This is a genomic window from Arthrobacter sp. PsM3, from assembly GCF_030433895.1.
In the GTDB taxonomy this organism is placed as follows: domain Bacteria; phylum Actinomycetota; class Actinomycetes; order Actinomycetales; family Micrococcaceae; genus Arthrobacter.
Map to the genome: position 1 here is coordinate 133,906 of NZ_JARUXE010000007.1, position 19,284 is coordinate 153,189.

16 protein-coding genes are annotated in these 19,284 nt (G+C 64.0%); 5 read left to right on the top strand and 11 right to left on the bottom strand.

Annotated elements, in window-relative coordinates; translation table 11 throughout:
• Positions 1-162 precede the first annotated feature (162 nt).
• Entirely contained in the window at positions 163-1,404 is a 1,242-nt protein-coding gene (locus QCD75_RS05415; protein ID WP_301226454.1) for a UPF0158 family protein, read from the top strand.
• A gap of 207 nt (positions 1,405-1,611) precedes the next feature.
• Here QCD75_RS05415 and QCD75_RS05420 read toward each other — a convergent pair whose 3' ends face one another.
• The 5 genes from QCD75_RS05420 to QCD75_RS05440 all read right to left on the bottom strand — a co-directional run bounded on the left by QCD75_RS05420 (position 1,612) and on the right by QCD75_RS05440 (position 10,670).
• Positions 1,612-2,481, bottom strand: a complete 870-nt coding sequence (locus tag QCD75_RS05420; RefSeq protein ID WP_301226456.1) for a GIY-YIG nuclease family protein — start codon at positions 2,479-2,481, stop codon at positions 1,612-1,614.
• 120 nt (positions 2,482-2,601) lie between these two features.
• Positions 2,602-5,823, bottom strand: coding sequence for a type I restriction endonuclease subunit R (locus QCD75_RS05425; RefSeq protein ID WP_301226458.1), 3,222 nt, complete (start codon positions 5,821-5,823; stop codon positions 2,602-2,604).
• Positions 5,824-5,884: 61 nt separating this feature from the next.
• Positions 5,885-6,982 carry a restriction endonuclease subunit S gene (locus tag QCD75_RS05430; RefSeq protein WP_301226460.1) on the bottom strand — a complete coding sequence of 366 codons (1,098 nt, stop codon included), beginning with the start codon at positions 6,980-6,982 and terminating at the stop codon, positions 5,885-5,887.
• Positions 6,979-8,607, bottom strand: a complete 1,629-nt coding sequence (locus QCD75_RS05435) for a type I restriction-modification system subunit M (RefSeq protein ID WP_301226462.1) — start codon at positions 8,605-8,607, stop codon at positions 6,979-6,981. The genes QCD75_RS05430 and QCD75_RS05435 overlap by 4 nt, the downstream gene beginning before the upstream one ends.
• On the bottom strand, positions 8,607-10,670 hold the full coding sequence (locus tag QCD75_RS05440; RefSeq protein WP_301226464.1) for a hypothetical protein: 2,064 nt from the start codon (positions 10,668-10,670) through the stop codon (positions 8,607-8,609). The genes QCD75_RS05435 and QCD75_RS05440 overlap by 1 nt, the downstream gene beginning before the upstream one ends.
• 239 nt (positions 10,671-10,909) lie before the next feature.
• Here QCD75_RS05440 and QCD75_RS05445 point away from each other — a divergent pair, with 239 nt between their 5' ends.
• The 3 genes from QCD75_RS05445 (at position 10,910) to QCD75_RS05455 (ending at position 13,825) form a co-directional block, all read left to right on the top strand.
• On the top strand, positions 10,910-11,569 hold the full coding sequence (locus QCD75_RS05445; protein ID WP_301226466.1) for a hypothetical protein: 660 nt from the start codon (positions 10,910-10,912) through the stop codon (positions 11,567-11,569).
• A gap of 43 nt (positions 11,570-11,612) precedes the next feature.
• Positions 11,613-12,260, top strand: coding sequence for a DUF4352 domain-containing protein (locus tag QCD75_RS05450; protein WP_301226468.1), 648 nt, complete (start codon positions 11,613-11,615; stop codon positions 12,258-12,260).
• 149 nt (positions 12,261-12,409) lie between these two features.
• Positions 12,410-13,825 carry a DUF2130 domain-containing protein gene (locus tag QCD75_RS05455; protein WP_301226470.1) on the top strand — a complete coding sequence of 472 codons (1,416 nt, stop codon included), beginning with the start codon at positions 12,410-12,412 and terminating at the stop codon, positions 13,823-13,825.
• 272 nt (positions 13,826-14,097) lie between these two features.
• Here the strand turns inward: QCD75_RS05455 and QCD75_RS05460 are convergent, their stop codons facing one another.
• The 6 genes from QCD75_RS05460 to QCD75_RS05485 all read right to left on the bottom strand — a co-directional run bounded on the left by QCD75_RS05460 (position 14,098) and on the right by QCD75_RS05485 (position 17,728).
• Positions 14,098-14,370, bottom strand: a complete 273-nt coding sequence (locus QCD75_RS05460) for a hypothetical protein (protein WP_301226472.1) — start codon at positions 14,368-14,370, stop codon at positions 14,098-14,100.
• Between the two features lie 43 nt (positions 14,371-14,413).
• The gene (locus tag QCD75_RS05465; protein ID WP_301226474.1) at positions 14,414-14,785 is read right to left on the bottom strand and encodes a hypothetical protein; all 372 of its coding nucleotides are present in this window, start codon (positions 14,783-14,785) and stop codon (positions 14,414-14,416) included.
• The gene (locus tag QCD75_RS05470; protein ID WP_301226476.1) at positions 14,782-15,117 is read right to left on the bottom strand and encodes a hypothetical protein; all 336 of its coding nucleotides are present in this window, start codon (positions 15,115-15,117) and stop codon (positions 14,782-14,784) included. The genes QCD75_RS05465 and QCD75_RS05470 overlap by 4 nt, the downstream gene beginning before the upstream one ends.
• A gap of 45 nt (positions 15,118-15,162) precedes the next feature.
• Complete coding sequence (locus QCD75_RS05475; protein ID WP_301226498.1) at positions 15,163-16,443, bottom strand: Y-family DNA polymerase; 1,281 nt, start codon at positions 16,441-16,443, stop codon at positions 15,163-15,165.
• A 26-nt stretch (positions 16,444-16,469) separates the two neighbouring features.
• Complete coding sequence (locus QCD75_RS05480) at positions 16,470-16,901, bottom strand: LexA family protein (protein WP_301226478.1); 432 nt, start codon at positions 16,899-16,901, stop codon at positions 16,470-16,472.
• A gap of 65 nt (positions 16,902-16,966) precedes the next feature.
• Positions 16,967-17,728 carry a helicase associated domain-containing protein gene (locus QCD75_RS05485; RefSeq protein WP_301226480.1) on the bottom strand — a complete coding sequence of 254 codons (762 nt, stop codon included), beginning with the start codon at positions 17,726-17,728 and terminating at the stop codon, positions 16,967-16,969.
• A 206-nt stretch (positions 17,729-17,934) separates the two neighbouring features.
• Between QCD75_RS05485 and QCD75_RS05490 the strand changes: the two genes are divergently transcribed.
• Positions 17,935-18,528, top strand: coding sequence for a DNA-binding protein (locus tag QCD75_RS05490; RefSeq protein ID WP_301226482.1), 594 nt, complete (start codon positions 17,935-17,937; stop codon positions 18,526-18,528).
• The last annotated feature ends 756 nt before the right edge of the window (positions 18,529-19,284 follow it).

Here is a 19,284-nt window from a genome sequence, read left to right on the forward strand (position 1 = left end):
TGGCAGTATTTTTGTACCCAAACAACACTGCTGTTAGAAAATATGTCGAAATCTGATTGCTGGGACATCTATATGAATCCTGCAGGGCGGGTAGCGGCGGGGGGATCGCGGTGTGCAGTATCGCGACTACGGCAGCGCCGCGGCGCGTGCCATCCTAGGGGTATGGCACGAACTTGGTTGTCGGTGACGGTGGAACTGCTCGGTGGTCGTGGCGAGGAGCTGTGGCCGTGGCCCGGGCGCATCTTCGCGGTCGGACCGTCGCACACCTTCATGGACCTCGCCAATGCCATCAACGATGCCTTCGCCCGATGGGACCGCTCGCACCTGTCAATGTTCACCCTGGCCGACGGCCGGGTAATCACTGACGAAGAGACGGGAGCCGAAATGGCCTCGTCGATCCGCGGGCCGATCATCGCACCAATTGACATTGCTGCTGCCAAGGTCGCCCGGACGGTGGAGCCGGGGGTTGAGTTTCAGTTCACGTTCGACCTCGGTGACGCCTGGACGCACCGATGCGTGGTCGGGGAGGTGAAGGTCGACCCGCTGGAGGTATTGGGTGTCCGTCCTGATGCCCCTCTGCCGTATTGGGGCTGGGGCAGCATCCCGGACCAGTACGGGCGCCGGTGGGATACCGACGACGGGGAGGGCCGGGCGCCTGGGAAACCGAGTCAGCCGCACCCGATGCTGCTGCACGCGTGGCCCGCAGAGGTGCAGGTGCCCGGGCTCGACTTGTCCGAGCTGCGGGAAGCCATCGCGGCAACAGATGCGGGCCGTTTCCTCGCGGCGGTGACGGGACACGACATCGATGACGCTCTGCAACAAGTGGGTGCCGGCATACCGATGGCGCTCGAGCAGAGACGCCAGGACGCCGAGACGGTGGCAGTGTCGGTCATTAACCGGCTGACTTGGCGCGACGGCCCTGGTGACCGGATGCTGGCCGAGGACCTGCTGGCCGGTCTGCGCCGCGAGCCGCTGACAGGCCGCGTGGTGCCGGTAGACCTGGACATGCTCAGCACCGTGCTGGAAGGGGATCCCGAGCTGTCGACCGGTGGCTACCTCGACCTGCGCACCGGGCAGGTGTACGACGACAGCGACACTGACCCGATGATGGTCGGGGAGGACGCCGCCATCGACGTGGAGGAGGAGCCGGAGCGTTGGCTTCGGCTCAACTGCACCGGATCGCGGAACGGCTGGCGGGACATGGCGGACTTCGCCGAGCGGCAGCACGATGAAGCCCTCCGAGAGCGGCTGGAGTGGGCGATCGAAGGGAAAGGTGCCTTCTTCCGGTTCCGCGACCTCGTCCACGGCGAGAACCTTAGCGAACAGTGGTACGCCTTCTCCACCGACCGCCAGATGGGCCGTGCCCGCGAGTTCCTGGCTGACAATGGCATCCGCGTGGGCTGACGAGCCGGGCCCGGGCAGTGCCGGCGCAAGACCGTGCCGCCCGCCCTACCGGTGTAACCCATCACCGGTGGCTCGCACATCAGGACATCGGGAGATGTCAGCTCGTCAGCAGCTATCGGGACCGCTCGTCTCGGTTGTGCAGGAAGAGTACTCAAATGATCAGGGGGGCATAGACCAACGCCCCAGAAGTCCCTTCAGGGTGCAGTGTCAGTTGCGGTTCAGTCCGAACTCTCTGCTCAGGAGCGCACGCTTGTAGTGGGTCTCAGCTGCGTCGATCTCCGATGTTGAAGCCCCAGGGCTGAAGACACGCAGAATGCTGAACTGGAAATGGTTTCGGTGGGACATATCCAGATCGTCGAGGTTGCGGAGTGCGACGTTGCCGCCATGGCCGGTCTTCGCGTAAGCACTCCAGCGCCCCAGGATCCGTTCGCTACTGTCAGCCTTTCCCACGTATAGCTGTCCGGTTTTCGTGTCGGCGATCAGGTAGATTCCCTGAACCGCTCTGAGAACCTCGCGCCATCTTTCATACCGGGAGTCCTCAACAACCGATTTAAGCTCGCTGAACGAGAGGATCAAATTATCGAAGCCCGGGAAAGCCCGAGCCTGGGCGTCGGCGATCTCAGTGACACGGAAGCCAGCACCCAACTCGCCTCGCTTAGCCCAGTTGACTGCGTCACTTGACCAATCGATGACCAGCCGATTTTGGAAGGTCGAGAGGCACGAGGATGGCGACAGGTCGTAGAAGCGCAGCGTCTCAGTCCGTTCGGCCTGAGCTTCGCCATGGTTCTCGTAAGCACTGAGGAATCGGCAGCGGTTACCTCCGACAGCGATAAAGTTCAGCCAGATGGGAGGTGGATTCCGGGGGAACTTATAGACAGCAACCCCCTGCTCGCGAACGTATCCCATGATCTTCGCCGGTGTGAGATCGTCGGGTCCGGTCAAGCCGGTCTTCGTATAGGTGTGGCGAAGCAGCAGCACCTGCGTCGGCTCGATCCCGGCAGCCTCAAAAATGTTGCCGAGCGTGAGGCTCCCGTCGAAGGATACTGAGGGGTGCGACTGGGTGATAGCTGTTTCCATCTGTCCGGTGCTGTCTTTCGTTGAAATGGCGAGGGCAGACGACCGCGGAATGAATACGGCAGTTTGGTTCAGGACCGGTGTGACGGCTTGAACCAGAACCACCCACGAGTCGTCGGTTGGCTAAAGTCGGGCCTCTGCAAACCGCGGCGCCATCGATTCCATTTGTTCCATGACCAGCTTGATGGCCTCGGGCTGCTTGTCCGGTGGATACCCGTTGATCACCAGAAGCCGTTTGATGGATGCGCGAAGTTTTGCCCGGACGTCGTCCCGAACTGTCCAGTCGGTGCGCACATCGCGTTGCATGACGCCAACGAGCTGCCGAGCAATCTCGGCCAGCTTCCCCTCGCCCTGGACCTCCACCGCGGATTCGTTCTGGGCCACCGCGTCGTAAAACGCCAGCTCATCCGAGTTCAGTGGGGGAGTGAATTGGGCACCGCGCTGCCCCTCGGCGGCCACTTCGCGGGCCAGCTCCACTAGTTCCGCGATTACCTCCGCCGAAGTCAGCTGCTGATTGGTGTACTTCTTCATCAGCTCGGTGATCCGCTCGGAGAAGGCACGCTGGCGGATCACGTTATTCCGGGTGGTCTTCGCTGACTCATCGGCGATGAGCTTCCGCAGCGCCTCGATGGCCAATTGGGGGTTCCGCGCCTGCTGAGTCTTGGCGATAAACTCCGGAGTCAGGTCATCCAGCGACGGCTTCGGCATGCCGGCGGCCTCGTAGATGTCCAGGACCTCGCCCGAAGACGTTGCGGTCGCTATCAGATTGCCCAGCAGCCGCTGGATCTCTTCCGGCACCGGCTCGCCGCTGGCCTGCCGGTCGGCGGCGTCGAACTTGGCCATGTACACCCGGGTCTCTTCGTAGACCTGGATCTCCGGCCGCAGCTCGGCCAGGGTCTCGGACCCCGAGCACAGTGCCCACGCCCGGGAGAGCTGGCTGGAGAAGCGCCGGTACTTCGAGGCCAGCGTCTCCTCCCCCGTGACGGGCTGGTTCCCCTGCGTCTCCGGGCTGCGCAGGTAGTTGGCCGCGCCCGTAGCCGCAGACACAAACGCCTTCGGGCCGCCCTTCATCAGCACTGCCCTCCAGTCGTAGCCGGCGAGCAGGCCGCGCAGGGAATCCACCAGGTCACGCGCGGCAGCGACGGCCTCGTCGATGTTCTTGCCCACCGGCTTGTTCGCCCGGTCGGACTGCGTGTATTCGCCCAAGGCCTTGGCCAGGTTCTCCGCCAGCGGGGCATACGCCACCAGCAGCCCATCCTTCTTGCCGCGGAAGGTCCTGTTCACCCGCGCCAGGGTCTGCATCAGCAGGGCGCCCTTCAGCGGCCGGTCCAGGTACAGCGTGTGCAGCGGCGGGGAGTCGTAGCCGGTGAGCATCATGTCCTTGACGATCACCAGTTCCAGCTCGTCGTCCACGTCCTTGAGCCGCTCCTTCACCGTGGCGTTCGCCGACTCGCGGCGCACGTGGTCGGAAACCGGCGGCACATCGGACGCGGTCCCGGAGTAGACCACCTTGATCTTGCCCTTGGCCAAGTCATCGGAGTGCCACTCGGGCCGCAGCTCAACAATCGCCGTGTACAGTTTCGCGCAGATTTCCCGCGTCCCGCCCACGATCATCGCCTTGCCCGGCGCCTCGATGAACTTACCCATCCGGGCGCTGCGGTTCTCCCAATGCGCCACCAGATCGGCGGCCAGCGCAGCGATCCGCTGCGGCGCACCGTACACGGCGTTCACGACGGCGACGCTCGCCTCGATGCGAGCCCGTTCGGTTTCATCCAGCCCCAGAGTTGCCTCATCAGCCGCCTGGTCGAGGATCTCTTCGGTCACGTCCGAGGCCAGCCCCACCTTGATCAGCCGAGGCTCGAAGTACACCGGCACCGTGGCGCCGTCCTCCACCGCCCGGGAGAGATCGTAGACGTCAATATACTCACCAAACACGTCCTGGGTGTTGCGGTCATCGAAGGAGATCGGCGTGCCGGTGAATGCGATCAGCGTCGCGTGCGGCAGGGCGTCGCGGAGGTGTCGCGCGTAGCCGTCCAGGTCGTCGTAGTGGGAACGGTGCGCCTCGTCCACCACCACAATGATGTTGCGGCGTTCGGACAGCAGGGGATGGTCGGCGCCGGCGTCCTTCTCGGACTTGCTGCGGCCGAACTTCTGCAGGGTGGTGAAGTAGATGCCGCCGGTGGTGCGGTTGCTCAGCTCGGCCCGGAGCTCGGAGCGTTTCTTGATCTGCTTGGGGGACTCTGCCAGCAACAGGCTGCGGTCGAAGCCCTCGAACAGCTGGCCATCGAGCTCGTTGCGGTCCGTGATGACCACAACGGTCGGGTTCCTGAGCTTGGGGTGCCGGGCCACCAGATTGGCGTAGAGCTCCATTTCCATGGACTTGCCCGAACCCTGAGTGTGCCAGACGACCCCGGCCTTGCCGTTGCTTTCCACAGCCTGGACGGTGCTGCCCACGGCTTTGGTCACGGCAAAGTACTGGTGCGGCTTCGCGATGCGCTTGCTCAGCCCATCCGATCCTTCATCAAAGGCGGTGAAGTTGCGGATTAGCTGCAGGAACCGCTCCTGGTTGTAGAGACCCTGGAGTGAGGTCTCCAGCGCCGTCACGGCTTCGCCGTCCTCCATGTACCCGGGCGCGACGGGCACGCCGTCGTCGTCGACGTTCCACGGTGAGAAGTGGTTGAGGGGAGTGAACGGGGTCCCGTACTTGGCCTGGATACCGTCCGAGGCGAGCGTGAACACGCAGAAGCGGAACGCCAGGGGGAACTCGCGCAGGTAGGTCTGCAGCTGGGCGTGCGCGGAGGCGACGTCGGCCGTGGCGCTGCCGGCCTTCTTCAGTTCGATGATGCTCACCGGCATGCCGTTGCAGTAGAGCACGACGTCGAAGCGGCGTTTGTAGTCGCCCTGCAGCAGGGTGACCTGGTTGACGGCGAGCCAGTCGTTCTGATCCGGGTCCGAGCTGAGCAGATGGATCGTGGGGTTGGCCTCGTTGCCGTCCGAATCGATGTAGCTGAGCCGGTAGCCGTCCACGAGGTAGCTGTGGATGCGATGGTTTTCGGTAATGGCATCGTTGGACTTGGGCGAGGCGATTTCGGCGAGGGCCTGCTGCAGGTACTGGGCCGGAACCGTTGGGTTGAACCGCTGCAAGGCCGCGAGCAGCCGGGACCGGATCAGCAGTTCATCCCAGGATTCCCGCTCATCAGTGCCGGGCGCGATCTGCTGGCCCGAAGCGGGCCGCCAGCCAAGCGGCTCGGCTAAGAGTTCCAGGGCCATGCCCTCCCAATCGGCCTCGGAAAAGGCTACTGCGGGTGCTGCTTTCACGGTTCCCCCTGGTTGGCAAAATGTCATTCTGAAGTGCACTTAAATTGTTGCTTCGAGGTTGAAGACACTGACTCAGATCAATTCGTCCTCATACTCCGGCAACCTCCAGCACCTTCTGGGCCTCCTTGACACGCAATTGGCCGGACATCAGCTGGGGGAGGAGAGCCCCGCGGGTAGCCGCGAGCGAGCGGTTTTCCACTGCGATGCTCACTCGTAGCGAATACAGCGCCTCAACGGCTGTCTCGAATAGCGTCAGCCTTTCGGAGGCTGGCATCAAGACCTCGGCCTCTTCCAAATCCTTCTTGTTGAGGTGAATGACGGTTGTGGCCGATTTGGAGTTTTCGATTCGCCGGAGGGGGGCCCTAAGGGTCTCACGCACAAAGGCTGGACCTACGGACTTTCCGCGCGCGCGACATACCCGCTGGTTTAGGAGCCCAGGCTCGCCAAGCCACGACGTGGGCCTGAATTCGGCATCCATCCCGACGACGACATCTCCGGGCTGAATCAGGATTTCCCGAGATCGATTTTCCGTTGTCCAAACCTGGCTGGTGAATGTCTTTAAGTCCCGGATGCGAATCAATGGTCGGCCGGTGCCGGGATCTGAGAATTCGCTCCCTTTGAAGGGCTCGCCGAAATCGATGTCGATGGCCTCAAAGAGCGATCTCGGAGTTGTCCCCTCGGATTCGATTGCTCGTTGGAAATGAACTGAAATAAGTTCTTCTGCTGTTGCTGCGAGTTTGGCGTTGGAGGCGATCTTGTCGTCGAGCGCCCCCAGTACTTCCGCAATCGCTCGCTGCTCATGCGGCGGGGGCACCGATACTGGAATATTTCTCAGAAAGTTGCGGTTCAGCGAAGGCTGCGCACTTCCGGAGTTGAAGGCGGCGAAGTCGATTCCGTCTAATAATCGGTAAATCCAACGAGGTTCATTGCCATTGAAGCTCTTGACGAAAAGGCACGTATTGAGCGGCCAGTATGGTTCATCAACAAACGTTGCCTTACCAATTGAAGCCCCACTCCGGCCGATCGCAACTCCGGGACCAAAGTACTTCGCTTTGTCATGCGTTCCCGTAACCCCAAACGAACCAATTATCGGAACAGATCCCGGCTTTCGGTCTTGAGCGGGTAGATCATGTCCACGCTGTAGCTCGACAAGATCGCCCAGGGTGCGTTTTGGCCACTCGTTCACGAAACCCTCCCGAGCTGCTTGCGCACCACGGCTGCCAACCGCTCGGACTCGTCGAACTGCTTGTAAAGCTCCTCACGCAGCCGCGCGATCTTCTCCTCGATGGGCTCGTCGTCGTCTTCCACGTCAGCGGCGCCGACATACCGGCCCGGCGTCAGTGCATAATCGGAAGCCTTGACCTCCGCGAGGCTGGCGGAATAGCAGAAGCCGGCTTCGTCGTCGTAGATGAGCCCCGCCTCAACAGCGGAAGTGGTCCCGCGCCAGGCGTGGTAGGTGTTGGCGATCTTGGCGATGTCCTCATCGGACAGCGCGCGCTCGGCGCGGTCCACCATGTAGCCGAGGTTGCGGGCGTCGATGAAAAGCACCTGTCCGGTCCGGTCCACTGCGCTGTTCTTGCCGGCGGTCTTGTCCTTCGCGAAGAACCAGGTGCAGACGGGGATACCGGTGCTGCGGAAGAGCTGGGTCGGCAGGGCCACCATGCAGGAGACCAGGTCTGCCTCAACAAGCTGGGCGCGGATCTCGCCCTCGCCGCCGGAGTTCGACGACATAGAGCCGTTGGCCATGACTACGCCGGCACTACCGCCGGGTGCCAGCTTGGAGATGATGTGCTGGATCCAGGCGTAGTTGGCATTGCCGGCCGGGGGCACGCCGTATTTCCAGCGGGGGTCGGACTCGGAGCGGGCCCAGTCCTTGATGTTGAAAGGCGGGTTGGCCATGATGAAGTCCGCGCCGTTGCTGCCGCTCAGCTCGGGGTGCTGGTCCCGGGCGAAGGTGTCGCCCCAGCGGGAGGCGAGGTTGGCGTTGAGGCCGTGGATGGCGAGGTTCATCTTGGCCATCCGCCAGGTGCGCTCATTGAGCTCCTGACCGTAGACGGAGATGTCCGAGCCCTCCATGTTGTGGGCCGCCAGGAACTTCTCGGCCTGGACAAACATGCCCCCCGAGCCGCAGCAGGGATCGTAGACGCGGCCGCGGTGCGGTTCCAGGACTTCCACGAGGACGCGGACCACGCCGGCCGGGGTGTAGAACTCGCCGCCACGCTTACCCTCGGCCTTGGCGAACTTCTCCAGGAAGTACTCGTAGACCTCGCCGAGCAGATCGCGGGCCTTGCTGGCGCCCTGGCCGGTGAAACGTGCCGAGTTGAACAGGTCCAACAGTTCCCCGAGGCGGCGCTGGTCCACGTTGTCCCGGTTGTAGATGCGGGGGAGCGTGGCGGCCAGGGACTTGTTGTCCGCCATGATGAGGTCCATGGCTTCGTCGATGAGCTGCCCGATCGATTTTAGCTCTGCGCCGTCCATCGGCGGGAGGCCCTTGGCGTTCTCGGCCAGGTAGGTCCAGCGGGACCGTTCGGAGACCCAGAAAACGCCGCGGCCGGTGTACTCGTCGACGTCGTCGATCAGCTGGGCGATCTGCTCTTCATTGAGCCCGTCCGCTTCCAGCTCGGCTTGGATCTGGCCGCGGCGTTCCTCGAAGGCGTCCGAGACGTACTTAAGGAACACCAGGCCGAGGATCACGTCCTTGTACTGGGAGGCATCCATGGAGCCGCGCAGCTTGTCCGCGGCTTTCCAGAGCGTGTCCTTGAGTTCCTTCATGGTGGACGGGGCGAGGTCCACCTTCAATTTCGGGGGCATTACTGGGTTCCTTCGGTCTGTGGTTCGGCGAGCTTACTGCTGGGGTCTGTCAGGGTGAGGCTTCCGCCCGCTACGCCGTCCGTAATCAGGGTAGCGAGTTCATCGAGCCGCCCGAGGCGTTCGCGGGCTTGTTGCTGCTCGTGTTGCAGCCGGGCGAGAGTTTCGCCCAGCTTGTTCCGCTGGGCATCCGGTGTGCGGCGCAGGCGCCACTGGCGCCAGGATTTGTCCGCTGCGGAAAGGCTGTTGATGTCGGAGGCAACAACGTCGGGTAAAAGCCCGCCGGGGTCACCGGCGTCGATCCGCAATACGCGGGCGGGGTAGACGACGGCGGAGCCGCCGTGCGTGTCCACCATTGCCGCAGGCTGGGGACTCGTACAGAAGATGACGTCGCCGGGCTGGGTGAGACGGCTTGCGGGATAATTTGCTGCAAGGTCCAGCAAGCCGATGTGCCGGGGCGGTGCGCCGTGCGGGTCCAGCAGCTCCGCCGGACCCACGACCCGGGTCCCCTCCCGCGGAGACAGGTCCGCATCCTCCAGCCGGTTCCCCTTGATGTACTTCAGGGTGCCGCCGGCGATGAGTTCCTGAACAGCGGCGGAAAGGGCCTTCGCGTTCGACTCTGCCGGCAGGACGTCCACGGCCGCGGTATGTTGCGATTTGCTGGACTGCAGCAGGCGCACGAGCTCCTCCACCCGGAGTGCTGACTCGGCACCACCGGGCATCCGAGCCGAACGGTGGGATGGCGCTGTCACCAAAGACTTCCTGCTGGCCAGCAACAGGCGGGTCTGCACCAGCCGGGCGAAGCGGAAGGAGTGGGCGCGCACCGTGGCGCCGTTTCCCATGGAGGCAACGATGTCGCTGACCAGGTCCTGCTTCACGTCTTCTGTGAGGTCTTGGGTGCTGAGGTCCGCCACCATGGTCCAGCGTTCGGCAATGGGCACCTCCGCGAACGACGGTCCCAGCACCCACAGCGCCTGGGCCTCGCGTGGCTTGGAACGCAGCAGCCCCTGGGGCAGCCGCACGATGGCGCGCACCCGGCCGATCCGCAGCAGCCCCGCACGGAGCCCTGCCGGGCCGCCGTCCAGCGGCAGATCGCAGAGAACCCGTGCCGGGGCGATGATGACAGCCCGCTGCTGATCGTCCATCTGGAGGAGAAGCTGTTCCACCGCCGTGAGAATTTGCGCCGCGTCCATGCCGGATTCACCGGGGGACGGGTACTGCGCCACGTGTACTACAGGTCCGTGGACGGCGAACTCGCCGCCGGGATCGACACGGGTCTGTCCGGCCTCCACGCCGTGCACCCGCAGGCGGCGACGCACCAGGCGACCGGCGCCACCGTCGTCGTCCGCTGTAAGAAAGGTGACGGGGGAGCTCTCGCCGGCAGCCCGGGCGACGCCCATCAGGAGGTCGCTGCCGCCACGCGTGGAGTCGACAAAGACAGCGTTCCCGCCCAGGCTTGCAGCCAGTTCGACGGCAGCAGCGGCAACCAGCTCCACGGCAGAGTCGGCGAGGGCGGTATCCGAGGGCTCCCGTTGCCCCGTCCGGAACCTCGCCGTCAAGAGTTGCTCGAAAGCAGCAGACGCGTTGTACGCACTGTCCACCAGCCGGTCCGCGAACGCTGCCGAGGAGGAGAGCGACGCGCCCTTGGCCTCCAGCTCCGAATAGAGAAACTTGTCGTCGGGGTCGCATTCGTCCGCCAGATCCAGCAATTCAGCTGTGCTCAATGTCCCCAGCGCGTGGCCGGTCATTGCCTTAAGCGTCAGGAGGGAGGTCAGGGCGTCCAACGTGGTTCCCTGGGCGCTACCGGCTGCTGCGCCGGGCACCCGGGCGAAAGCGGCGACGTCGCCCACGGCTTCCGGGTTGTTACCCCGTCCCGTGGCCGTCAGCCAGACGGCGACCTGATCGGCGTCGAACAGGTCGCGGCCGCCTTCCTGGGCGGCGGGCTCGGGAAACGGATGAGCTGACCCTGCGCTGCGTTTGCGCCACATGGAAACGACCGGCCGCTGGACCTGCGCCAGGGCAGCCACGTCCGACAGGGTCATGTGCAGGTCTTCAGCTTCATTCATTTCCGCCTCCTTACGACGTCGACCCCCAGCTTAACCGGATGGGTTCATCCTTCTCTTTGGAAGTGCTGATAACCGGGGTTATCAGTGATCTTTCGTGATGCCTTTGCCTGGTCGCCGTAGTTTCGGTTCTGCAGCTGCGAGGGAATCCTCTGGAGCTGCGACGGCGGCGGGGAACCACGCATTGGGGGATCGGTATCCTGCCGCCGTTCGGCAGCTACCCGGGATCAGAGGAAGAGAACATGCTGAACATCGAGACGAACGAGCCGGCGGAAACCCACATCAAAGACGTGCTGCACGAAGGGAAGTCTCCTTCCGGCCAGGCAAAACCGGCACGGAAGCGGCGGATCTTCGCTGCCGTCGCTGTCGTGGCCCTGCTGGCGGGTGCCACTGCCATCGGCACCACGCTGCCGGACCCGAAGTCCAGCGACGCCTACGCGTCGCTGGCGGCGGAGAAGGCATCCGTCGAGTCCGGGCGCGACTCGGCCGAATCCAGCTACGCCTCGATGAAGTCCAAATACGACACGCTTCAGAACGGCATTACGGACCGCGAAGCAAAGGTCACGGCCCGCGAAACAGAGGTCGGGAAGGCCGACGCAGCCGTAAAGACTGCCGAGGCTGCAGTCAAAGTCCGCGAAGACGCTGTCACTGGCGCCGAGAAGGCCAAAGCGGCCAACACTATCGGTGACGGCACCTGGACGGTCGGTAAGGACATCGAGGCCGGAACTTACCGGGCGGCAGCCGACGTCGGTTCGTCCTGCTACTGGGGCATCTACGCAACTGGTAGCAACGGCAGCAACATCATCGACAACGATCTCCCAGGCGGTGGCCGGCCCTCGGTTGCACTGAACAGCGGGCAGGACTTCAAGTCCAGCCGCTGCGGCAAATGGGAAAAGCAGTAACTTCCCGCATTCCCATCATTCATTCAGGATAGAAAGGCACAACATGTCCCACGAGAACTCCGAACAGCCCTTTGCAGGCGCGATTGCAGCGCCCCAGCCGCGCCCGTTCTTCAAGAAGAAGCGATTCCTGATCCCGGCAGGGATCCTGGTGCTGGGCATCGCCCTGGGCTCCTGTTCCGGCGGCACCAAGCAGGCCAGTGACGTGAGCCCCGCTGCGCCGTCCGCCGCCGCGTCGTCAGCGGCCTCATCTGCAGCCCCGGCTCCGGCCGCTCCCGCGCCGGTCACCGCACCTCCGGCTGCCGCACCCGTCGTCGGTGTTCCGTTCAGCGTCAAGATGAGCAACGGCAACATCGCCAGGATCACGATCCTTTCCGCCGTCCGGACGGCCAGCGTCAGCACCACCGCGTTCGCCACTCCGGCGAAGAACGGAAGCTATCTGCTCCTGGACGTACTCTGGGAAACCGAGTCCGGCAAAACCAGCTCCAATCCGTTCTACTTTTCCGCCAAGGACACCAACGGGCGCAAGGCCGACCTCGATCTCTTCGCGGACAACCAGCTCCCCTCCGGAGACGTCCTGCCCGGTGACAAAGCACGGGGCTTCATCGCCTTCGACATCACTCCCGGTGCTTCAACGGTGATGATCTCCAATACGCTCATGCAGGAATCCGCACGGATCCAGATCCCGGGGTAAGCCAGATGGGACTGCTAAAGGTCGCTTGACACGTATGCCGCCAGGCCGGAGACCGGCGTATCTCGACAATTCTTCTCCCCTCTGAAAGACCGGAGGGGCACACAAGTGCGGCCGTTCGAGGCCGACATAGCCTGATTGGGGTTCCAGCTATGCATGAAATCAAGTGCCCGCACTGCGGACAAACATTCACCATCGATGAGGCCGGCTACGCCGACATCGTCAAGCAGGTTCGCGATGCCGAGTTCGAACAGCAGCTCCACGAGCGACTCGAGCTGGCCGAGCAAGACAAGGCCACGGCCCTCGAACTCGCGGAGACGAAGGCCGCCAATGAACTTCAGAAGACTGCAGCGGCTAAGGATGCCGCGATCCAGGAGCTGAAGGCGAAGCTCGATGCCCGAGAGGTCACACAGAAGCTCGCTGTAGCAGAGGCCCTTAGCGCCGTCGAAAAGGAGCGCGACGCGCTCGTGAACGAGCTCGAACAGACGAAGCAGGAGAAACAGTCATCGGCGGAGCTGGCCGAAGCAAAGCTCGTCAACGAACTTCAGAAGGCCGCCTCGACGAAGGACACCGCGATCCAAGACCTCACGGCGAAGCTCGAGGCTATTGAGATCGTGCAGAAACTTGCGATCACCGAGGCAGTCGGCACTGTCGAAAAGGAGCGGGACGAATTCAAGAGTGGTCTCGAACGAGCCGAGCTTGCGAAGCAGCTCGGGGAGGCGTCCCTGAAGGACAAGTACGAAACCCAGATCAAGGACCGTGAAGAACAGATTGAGCGACTGCGGGACCTGAAGGCGAAGCTGTCGACCAAGATGGTCGGTGAAACTCTTGAACAGCACTGCGAGATCGAGTTCAACCGCATCCGGGCCACAGCCTTCCCGCTCTCCTATTTCGAGAAGGACAACGATGCCCGGGCCGGTAGCAAGGGCGACTATATATTCCGCGACTCCGATAGTGCTGGTACTGAGATTGTCTCGGTCATGTTCGAGATGAAGAACGAGAACGACGGCACCGCGACAAAGCACAAGAACGAAGACTTCCTGAAGGAGCTGGACAAAGACCGCACCGAGAAGGGGTGCGAGTACGCCGTGCTGGTATCTCTGCTCGAGCCCGACAGCGAGCTGTACAACACCGGGATCGTTGACGTCTCTCACCGCTATCCGAAAATGTACGTCATCCGGCCACAGTTCTTCATCCAGTTGATCGCGCTGCTGCGGAACGCCGCGATGAACTCGCTCAAGTACAAAACCGAGCTCGCGCTGGTCAAGGCGCAGAACCTCGACATCACGAACTTCGAGCAGCAGATCGATGATTTCAAGGACGCGTTCGGCCGCAACTGGCGGCTCGCCTCCGACGGTTTCGTGGAGGCAATCAAGCGCATCGACGAAGCGATCAAAGACTTGGAGAAGACGAAAGAGGCCCTGCACAAGTCGGCCAACAACCTGCGGCTTGCAAACGCCAAGGCCGAAGACCTCACAATTAGGAAGCTCACACGAGGCAACGCGACAATGGCCGCCAGATTCGTCGAGCTGGAACAGCCTAAGACGACCGAGTGGGAAGTCAACTGACGCGCCTTTTGCAGGAGCCGCTGAATGACTTGCTTCAGCACAGACCCGGGACGTCGCCGTAGCCGCGAAAGACTGATCAACAGCTCCTTAAACAGTGAAGGCTGGCACTCGAAAAGGTGCCGGCCTTCGCTGTCTCTGCGTGCCCTCAATCCCTGGTCTCCACGGCTGAAGATACCCGCCCAAATTCAATCCGGTGGCACGGTGTGTGACGGCCGACGGATGCCTGGATCGTGCCGGTAAGTTCCACCTGAACACCGCATGCCGGGTGGCGCCTAGGAGCCCTCTAACGCCTCGACTTCCGCGGTGTCGAGAAGTGCCGCGGCGTCTGCCCCGGTGGCCCGGGCCAGGTCGTCCAGGGATTTGAAGTGGACCCGGGCGAGGGTGATGGCTACCAGTTCGAGGTACGCGGTGCCGTTGCGGTTTTCGAGGTCGTCCAGGTAGGCGCGCATGCGCCCTTCCAGGGTGCCGGGGCCTTCGGATTCTTCGGCGGCGAGCCGCGTCAGCGTGAGGGCGGCGAGGTCTGGGTTGTCGTAGATGAGTCCCATGGGCCCACGCTACGCACCCCAGTGATCCCGTCAAGAGCCGGCTTTAGCGCCAGCGGTAGGATTCGAGCGCCCGGAGCAGGGGAGCGGGGTCCTTCTTCAAATGATCGACGGGGCGGGTGCCGGCCAGGGATCGGGACGGGGTGATCATCCAGAGGGTGAAGTAGTTGTGCGGGATGTCCAGCTCCATGGCCCGACGGAAGAGTGCCGTGACGGTGGGTTGGAGCTGCCCGCCGGGGAGGAACTGGAAGCCCGGGCAGAAGGTCCCGTCGTTAATGACGCGGACGAGCTGCCGCATGACCGGTTCGGGGTCGTCCGTGAGTTCGGAGAGCCGGCGGCGCACCTGCTGCAGGGTCGGCAGCGCGAACTCGGTTCGGATCCTTTCCCACGTCTCATCGCTGATGGATTGGCGGTTCAATTGCCGGTGGATTCGTCGGCGTCGCTGATGTTTTCCAGGAGCCACTGGGTGGAGAGAGGTTCCCGGCGCAGCGTAAAGGTCCGAAGGGCCGAACGAGCGTCGGGGCGGACCTGGACCCGCCAGAATTCGATGCTGACGAGGTCGCCGCTGCCGACGGCTGCGGTGCGGCGGGTGTCCCACCAGGCGTCGCGTCCGAACCAGTGCTGGGATTCTGTGTCGGGATCGACGAGCCATATCCGGCCGTCGTGGCGGATGGCGAGGGGTTTGCCTGCCGGGTCGGTCCGGACCTGAACGTCGTTGGTCTGGGTGGGGGCTTCGATGGTGCTGGTCATGGGAGTGCGTACTTTCGTGGTGCTGTCGTGCGGGCGAAGTTGGTTTTAGGCGGCTTTGACGAGGGGGAGTTCGTCCCAGTGGGTGGTGTAGCGGGGGGAGAGCATGTCCCGTTTCATGGTCCAGTCCGGCCCGCCGCGGATGCCGCCGTGGCCCAGTCCGATGGATCCGCGCCCGTACCGGCGGGTGATGTCTTCCAGGAGGGTGCCGACGTGGCGTTCCTCGTGCGGGTTCTCGAACAGGGCCAGGGGTGCCTGGTTGCCGGTGGGCCGCAGGTCGGTGACCATGATCCCGGCCCTGGCGTACCGGATGTCCTCGCAGATGCGGGGGAGGAGCGCGTGGGCGGCCTTGGTCAGGATCACCGGGTCGGCGGTGGGCATCGGCAGCGGGATACAGACGGAGGGGTAGGAGGTGTCTTTCGGGTTGAAGTGTGAGGTGCCGGCGAACGCGGTGAGGACCTTGGCCTGGAGCCCGTGTTTGGCCAGCCGCGCCGCGGCCTGCTGGCCGTAGACGCTCATGACCTGCCGGATCCCGGCAGCAGTGGTGATGGGGGTGGCGAAGGAGCGGGAGAAGATCAGCTGGTCCCGGCCGATCCGTTCTTCCTCCATCGGTATGCAGGGGGTGCCCTGCAGTTCCAGGACGGTGCGCATCACGACCACGGAGAACCGGTCCCGGATCATCACCGGATCGGCCCGGGACAGATCAAGGATCGAATGAACACCTAAGGCGTTGAGGCGTTTGGTCAGCCGCGTGGCGACACCCCAGATCTCAATGACCGAAAGGCGGCGCATCAGCGTTTCCCTGTCGGCGGCGGGCACGGAGTCCCAGTGGCAGACCCCGTCGAAGCCGGGGTTGTTCTTGGCCCATTTATTCGCCAGCTTCGCCAGGGTCTTCGTGGGCGCGATCCCCACACAAACCGGAACCCCGACGTTCCGCCGCACGGCGGTCTTCATGTCCCGGCCCAGGGCCAGGAGTTCTTCCGGGGTGCCTTTGACGCCGAGGAACGCCTCGTCGATGCTGTAGACCTCCAGCCAGGCCGAGTACCGGCCAAGCAGTTCCATGACCCGGGCGCTGATGTCCCCGTAGAGCTCGTAGTTGCTCGAGAGGGCAACGAGTCCCCATTGTTTGGCGCGCGGGGCGAGTTTGAACCACGGTTCACCCATGGCGATGCCGAGGGCTTTGGCTTCGGGGGAGCGGGTGACGGCGCAGCCGTCGTTGTTGGAGAGCACGATGACGGGCCGGCCCTCCAGGGACGGGTCGAACGCCCGCTCGGCCGAGGCATAGAAGCAGTTCACATCCACATGCGCGATCTGCGGCATATGCCGCATCACAGCCGGCTTAGACACGACCGGCCTTAAACGTAATGAAGGCATCGGGTGACGACGCCCCACACGACAAGATCGGACAGGGACGGCACCCGGATATCCGGGTAGGCCGGGTTCTCTGCCTGCAGCACGATGCCGGTTCCGGTGATCCGCAGCCGCTTGATGGTCAGCTCCCCGTCCAGCACCGCCACGACCACGGACCCGTCCACCGGTTCCAGGGCTCGGTTGACGATCAGTTCATCACCGTCGCTGATCCCCGCGCCCTCCATCGAGTCCCCGGAGACCCGCACGACATAGGTGCTCGTGACGTCCTTGATCAGGTGCTCGTTCAGGTCGATCCGGCCATCAAAGTAGTCCTGCGCGGGTGAGGGATACCCGGCCGCCACGGCGACCGGGGAGATCAGCACCGACAACAACGATGCGCCCGCATCTATCACACGGGGACCTACAACAACGCCCACAACACACCTTTATTCGAATATATGTTCGATTCATTTAAGTGTACTGGTGCACCCCGACAAAAGAACTATCCAGGTTCCGGACCGGCCCCCGATGGGCCGGGTTGGACGCCAGTGGGGACAGCTTTGAGCTGTGTGGAGGGCTCCACCTGTCCACAATGGGCACAACCCGGGACCGGTCGCCGGCGGGGAGTGCGGCCCCGTTTTCTCCCGGTCTGCCAGCCGGGAGCGGCCTGATCCAGGAGCATGACCTTCGCGGGGTCGAGGTCGCCGCGGCGGCGTTTGTACCTTTGCGCGTGGATCCACACCCCGAGGGTGTGTTCGCGTTCTGAGGCATAGTCGTGGTGGCGGGGCCAGTCGTTGCCTTCGGCGCGGAAGTCCACGAGCTCGGCCAAGCGGTCGTGCCACCTGGCTTCGTCCGCTATGGCCCGGTGGTTCCCGGTCCATTCCGGAACCCGTGCGAGTCCGTCACGGTAGGCCGGGTCAAGGGTGCCTTCGGCTGCTTCGCGCCGGCGATCAGAGAGCCACCGGGCCATCGACCGTTCACCCCTGTTCTCCGAGTGGCCCCGGGGGAGCCGGGCCTCGGCCATGATCCAGGCGATGATCTCATCCATGCGGGCAAGGCTCCTGGGGGAGGGGCTGGTTCTGGCGGCCGCGGCGGCGTGGTGTGCGGTCTCAAGTCCCGGGTCCTGGCGGCGGGCGATGACCAGGTGGTATCCGACGACGGCGGGATGGACGCGCACGAGTTCAGCGATGCGTTTCCGGCTCAGCCCGAGCCGGTACATCAACACCCATTCCGCGTCCGGAGCGCGCCGTAACCGCCTGTCCATAATGGACCCCATCCTGCCACGGCCTCTCGCGGGGCGGCCGGCACCGTGGGGCCCGGGACACGGACCCCTGGGCGGCCGGCCCCCGGTTCCCGCCAGTGGTGGCAGCGACCGGCCGATGAGGCAGTTCGGGGCGGCGGTATTGCCAGAAAGTAGTAGGAGTAGTAGTTTTGTTACTACTCCTACTACTACTTTTTGAGGTTGTCGCCGTGGCGTTGAGTGTGAAAGACCGCGTGTTTGCTGCTGCGGAGCAGATCAGCGCCGAGCGCCGGCCTACCGTCTCGACGGTGCGGGCAGCGGCGGGTGTCAGCAACGCCGATGCCACCCGTTACCTGAAGGAATGGGTCGAGGAGAAGCAGGCCGCGGGAGGACAGGTCGCCGCGACGCCGGCAACAGTGCTGGAACAGGCCGCGCGCCTGGCAGGGGCCTGCTGGGCCGAAGCGTCCGCCCTGGCCAATGAGCGGCACACCGCCGCGGAAGCGCTCTGGACGCAGGAGAAGAAGGACCTGGGACTGGAGATCTCCGAACTCGTCGCTGACCTGGACAAAGTCAGCGCCGAGAAAGACGCCGCCGTCACCGAACTCACCGCACGGATCACCTCACTGGACACCCAGGCCGCGGCGATGAAGGCGCAGCTGGAGAAGTCACGCACCGCCGAACAGCAGGCCAGCAACACCGCCGCCGACGCAGCTACCAGGCTGGCCGCGGCCGAGGCCCGGGCAGAGACCCTGCAAAAAGCGCACGACGCGCTCCTCCAGCGCATCGTGCCGGAAACCCCGGACAAGAACGACCAGGCCGACTAGACCAGTGGCGGCGGCCCCCAGCTCTGAGCTGCGCGGGAGGGGCACCACCTGACTTCCCTGACCTCCTAAAGCGGGAGGCATCAGGCCCCTCCTGGAACCGCTGACTCTCGTGAACTTCCTGCTGTCACTGACAGCCCTGGCGGCCCCGACTACCTCTTATCGGGCCGTTTCCGGGGCCCGGGTCGGGGGCAGGACTCTAAGACCGGCGCGGGGCCTGCCGCCAGCCGGCGGCCAGCCTGTCGCTGCTACCTTGGCGGCTGGGCTTCCGTTGCCGGGAATTCCCGCAGCGTTGCCGCTACCGCCCTGACTGCTGCCGGGTCGTCGCTTCAGGGCAGACCCGTGCGGTGCAGGCACGAAAGTTCATCAGCTCCGATGCCTCCTGCGCCGCCGCCAGCTCAGCTCACGCCTCATCGAGGTCCAGGAGCTGTTCGGCCATCAACGGCTCCCGCGTCTCCAGGGAGCCCGCCGCGGGCGCCGAATCACCCGTGCCGGCGGGCCCTCGGGCGTTCCCTAAAAAAATACTCCGTAACCCCATGCGCTGGCGCCTTCGAATGAAAAAGCCCGCCAGGAGGTCCACTCGGGGGATGAGTGAGCTGCGACTGGCGGGACAGTTCCACCCTAGCAAGGGCCCTGATTTCCGCTGCGCTCCAACCAGGTTTCGGGCGTCCGCTGGCGCGGCCGGCTGTTGGGTCCAGTGCTGTCCGTCGCAGGGCTCCGGCCCGCCCTGGCCCTGTCTTGTCTACGACGTCTTTTGGT

Bases quoted from the DNA above. Each gene is read 5' to 3' on its own strand.
- QCD75_RS05485 (WP_301226480.1), bottom strand. From the start codon at position 17,728: ATGGACAGGCGGTTACGGCGCGCTCCGGACGCGGAATGGGTGTTGATG.
- QCD75_RS05470 (WP_301226476.1), bottom strand. From the start codon at position 15,117: ATGACCAGCACCATCGAAGCCCCCACCCAGACCAACGACGTTCAGGTC.
- QCD75_RS05455 (WP_301226470.1), top strand. From the start codon at position 12,410: ATGCATGAAATCAAGTGCCCGCACTGCGGACAAACATTCACCATCGAT.
- QCD75_RS05425 (WP_301226458.1), bottom strand. From the start codon at position 5,823: ATGACATTTTGCCAACCAGGGGGAACCGTGAAAGCAGCACCCGCAGTA.
- QCD75_RS05445 (WP_301226466.1), top strand. From the start codon at position 10,910: ATGCTGAACATCGAGACGAACGAGCCGGCGGAAACCCACATCAAAGAC.
- QCD75_RS05415 (WP_301226454.1), top strand. From the start codon at position 163: ATGGCACGAACTTGGTTGTCGGTGACGGTGGAACTGCTCGGTGGTCGT.
- QCD75_RS05420 (WP_301226456.1), bottom strand. From the start codon at position 2,481: ATGGAAACAGCTATCACCCAGTCGCACCCCTCAGTATCCTTCGACGGG.
- QCD75_RS05460 (WP_301226472.1), bottom strand. From the start codon at position 14,370: ATGGGACTCATCTACGACAACCCAGACCTCGCCGCCCTCACGCTGACG.
- QCD75_RS05435 (WP_301226462.1), bottom strand. From the start codon at position 8,607: ATGCCCCCGAAATTGAAGGTGGACCTCGCCCCGTCCACCATGAAGGAA.
- QCD75_RS05475 (WP_301226498.1), bottom strand. From the start codon at position 16,443: ATGCGGCATATGCCGCAGATCGCGCATGTGGATGTGAACTGCTTCTAT.
- QCD75_RS05440 (WP_301226464.1), bottom strand. From the start codon at position 10,670: ATGAATGAAGCTGAAGACCTGCACATGACCCTGTCGGACGTGGCTGCC.
- QCD75_RS05450 (WP_301226468.1), top strand. From the start codon at position 11,613: ATGTCCCACGAGAACTCCGAACAGCCCTTTGCAGGCGCGATTGCAGCG.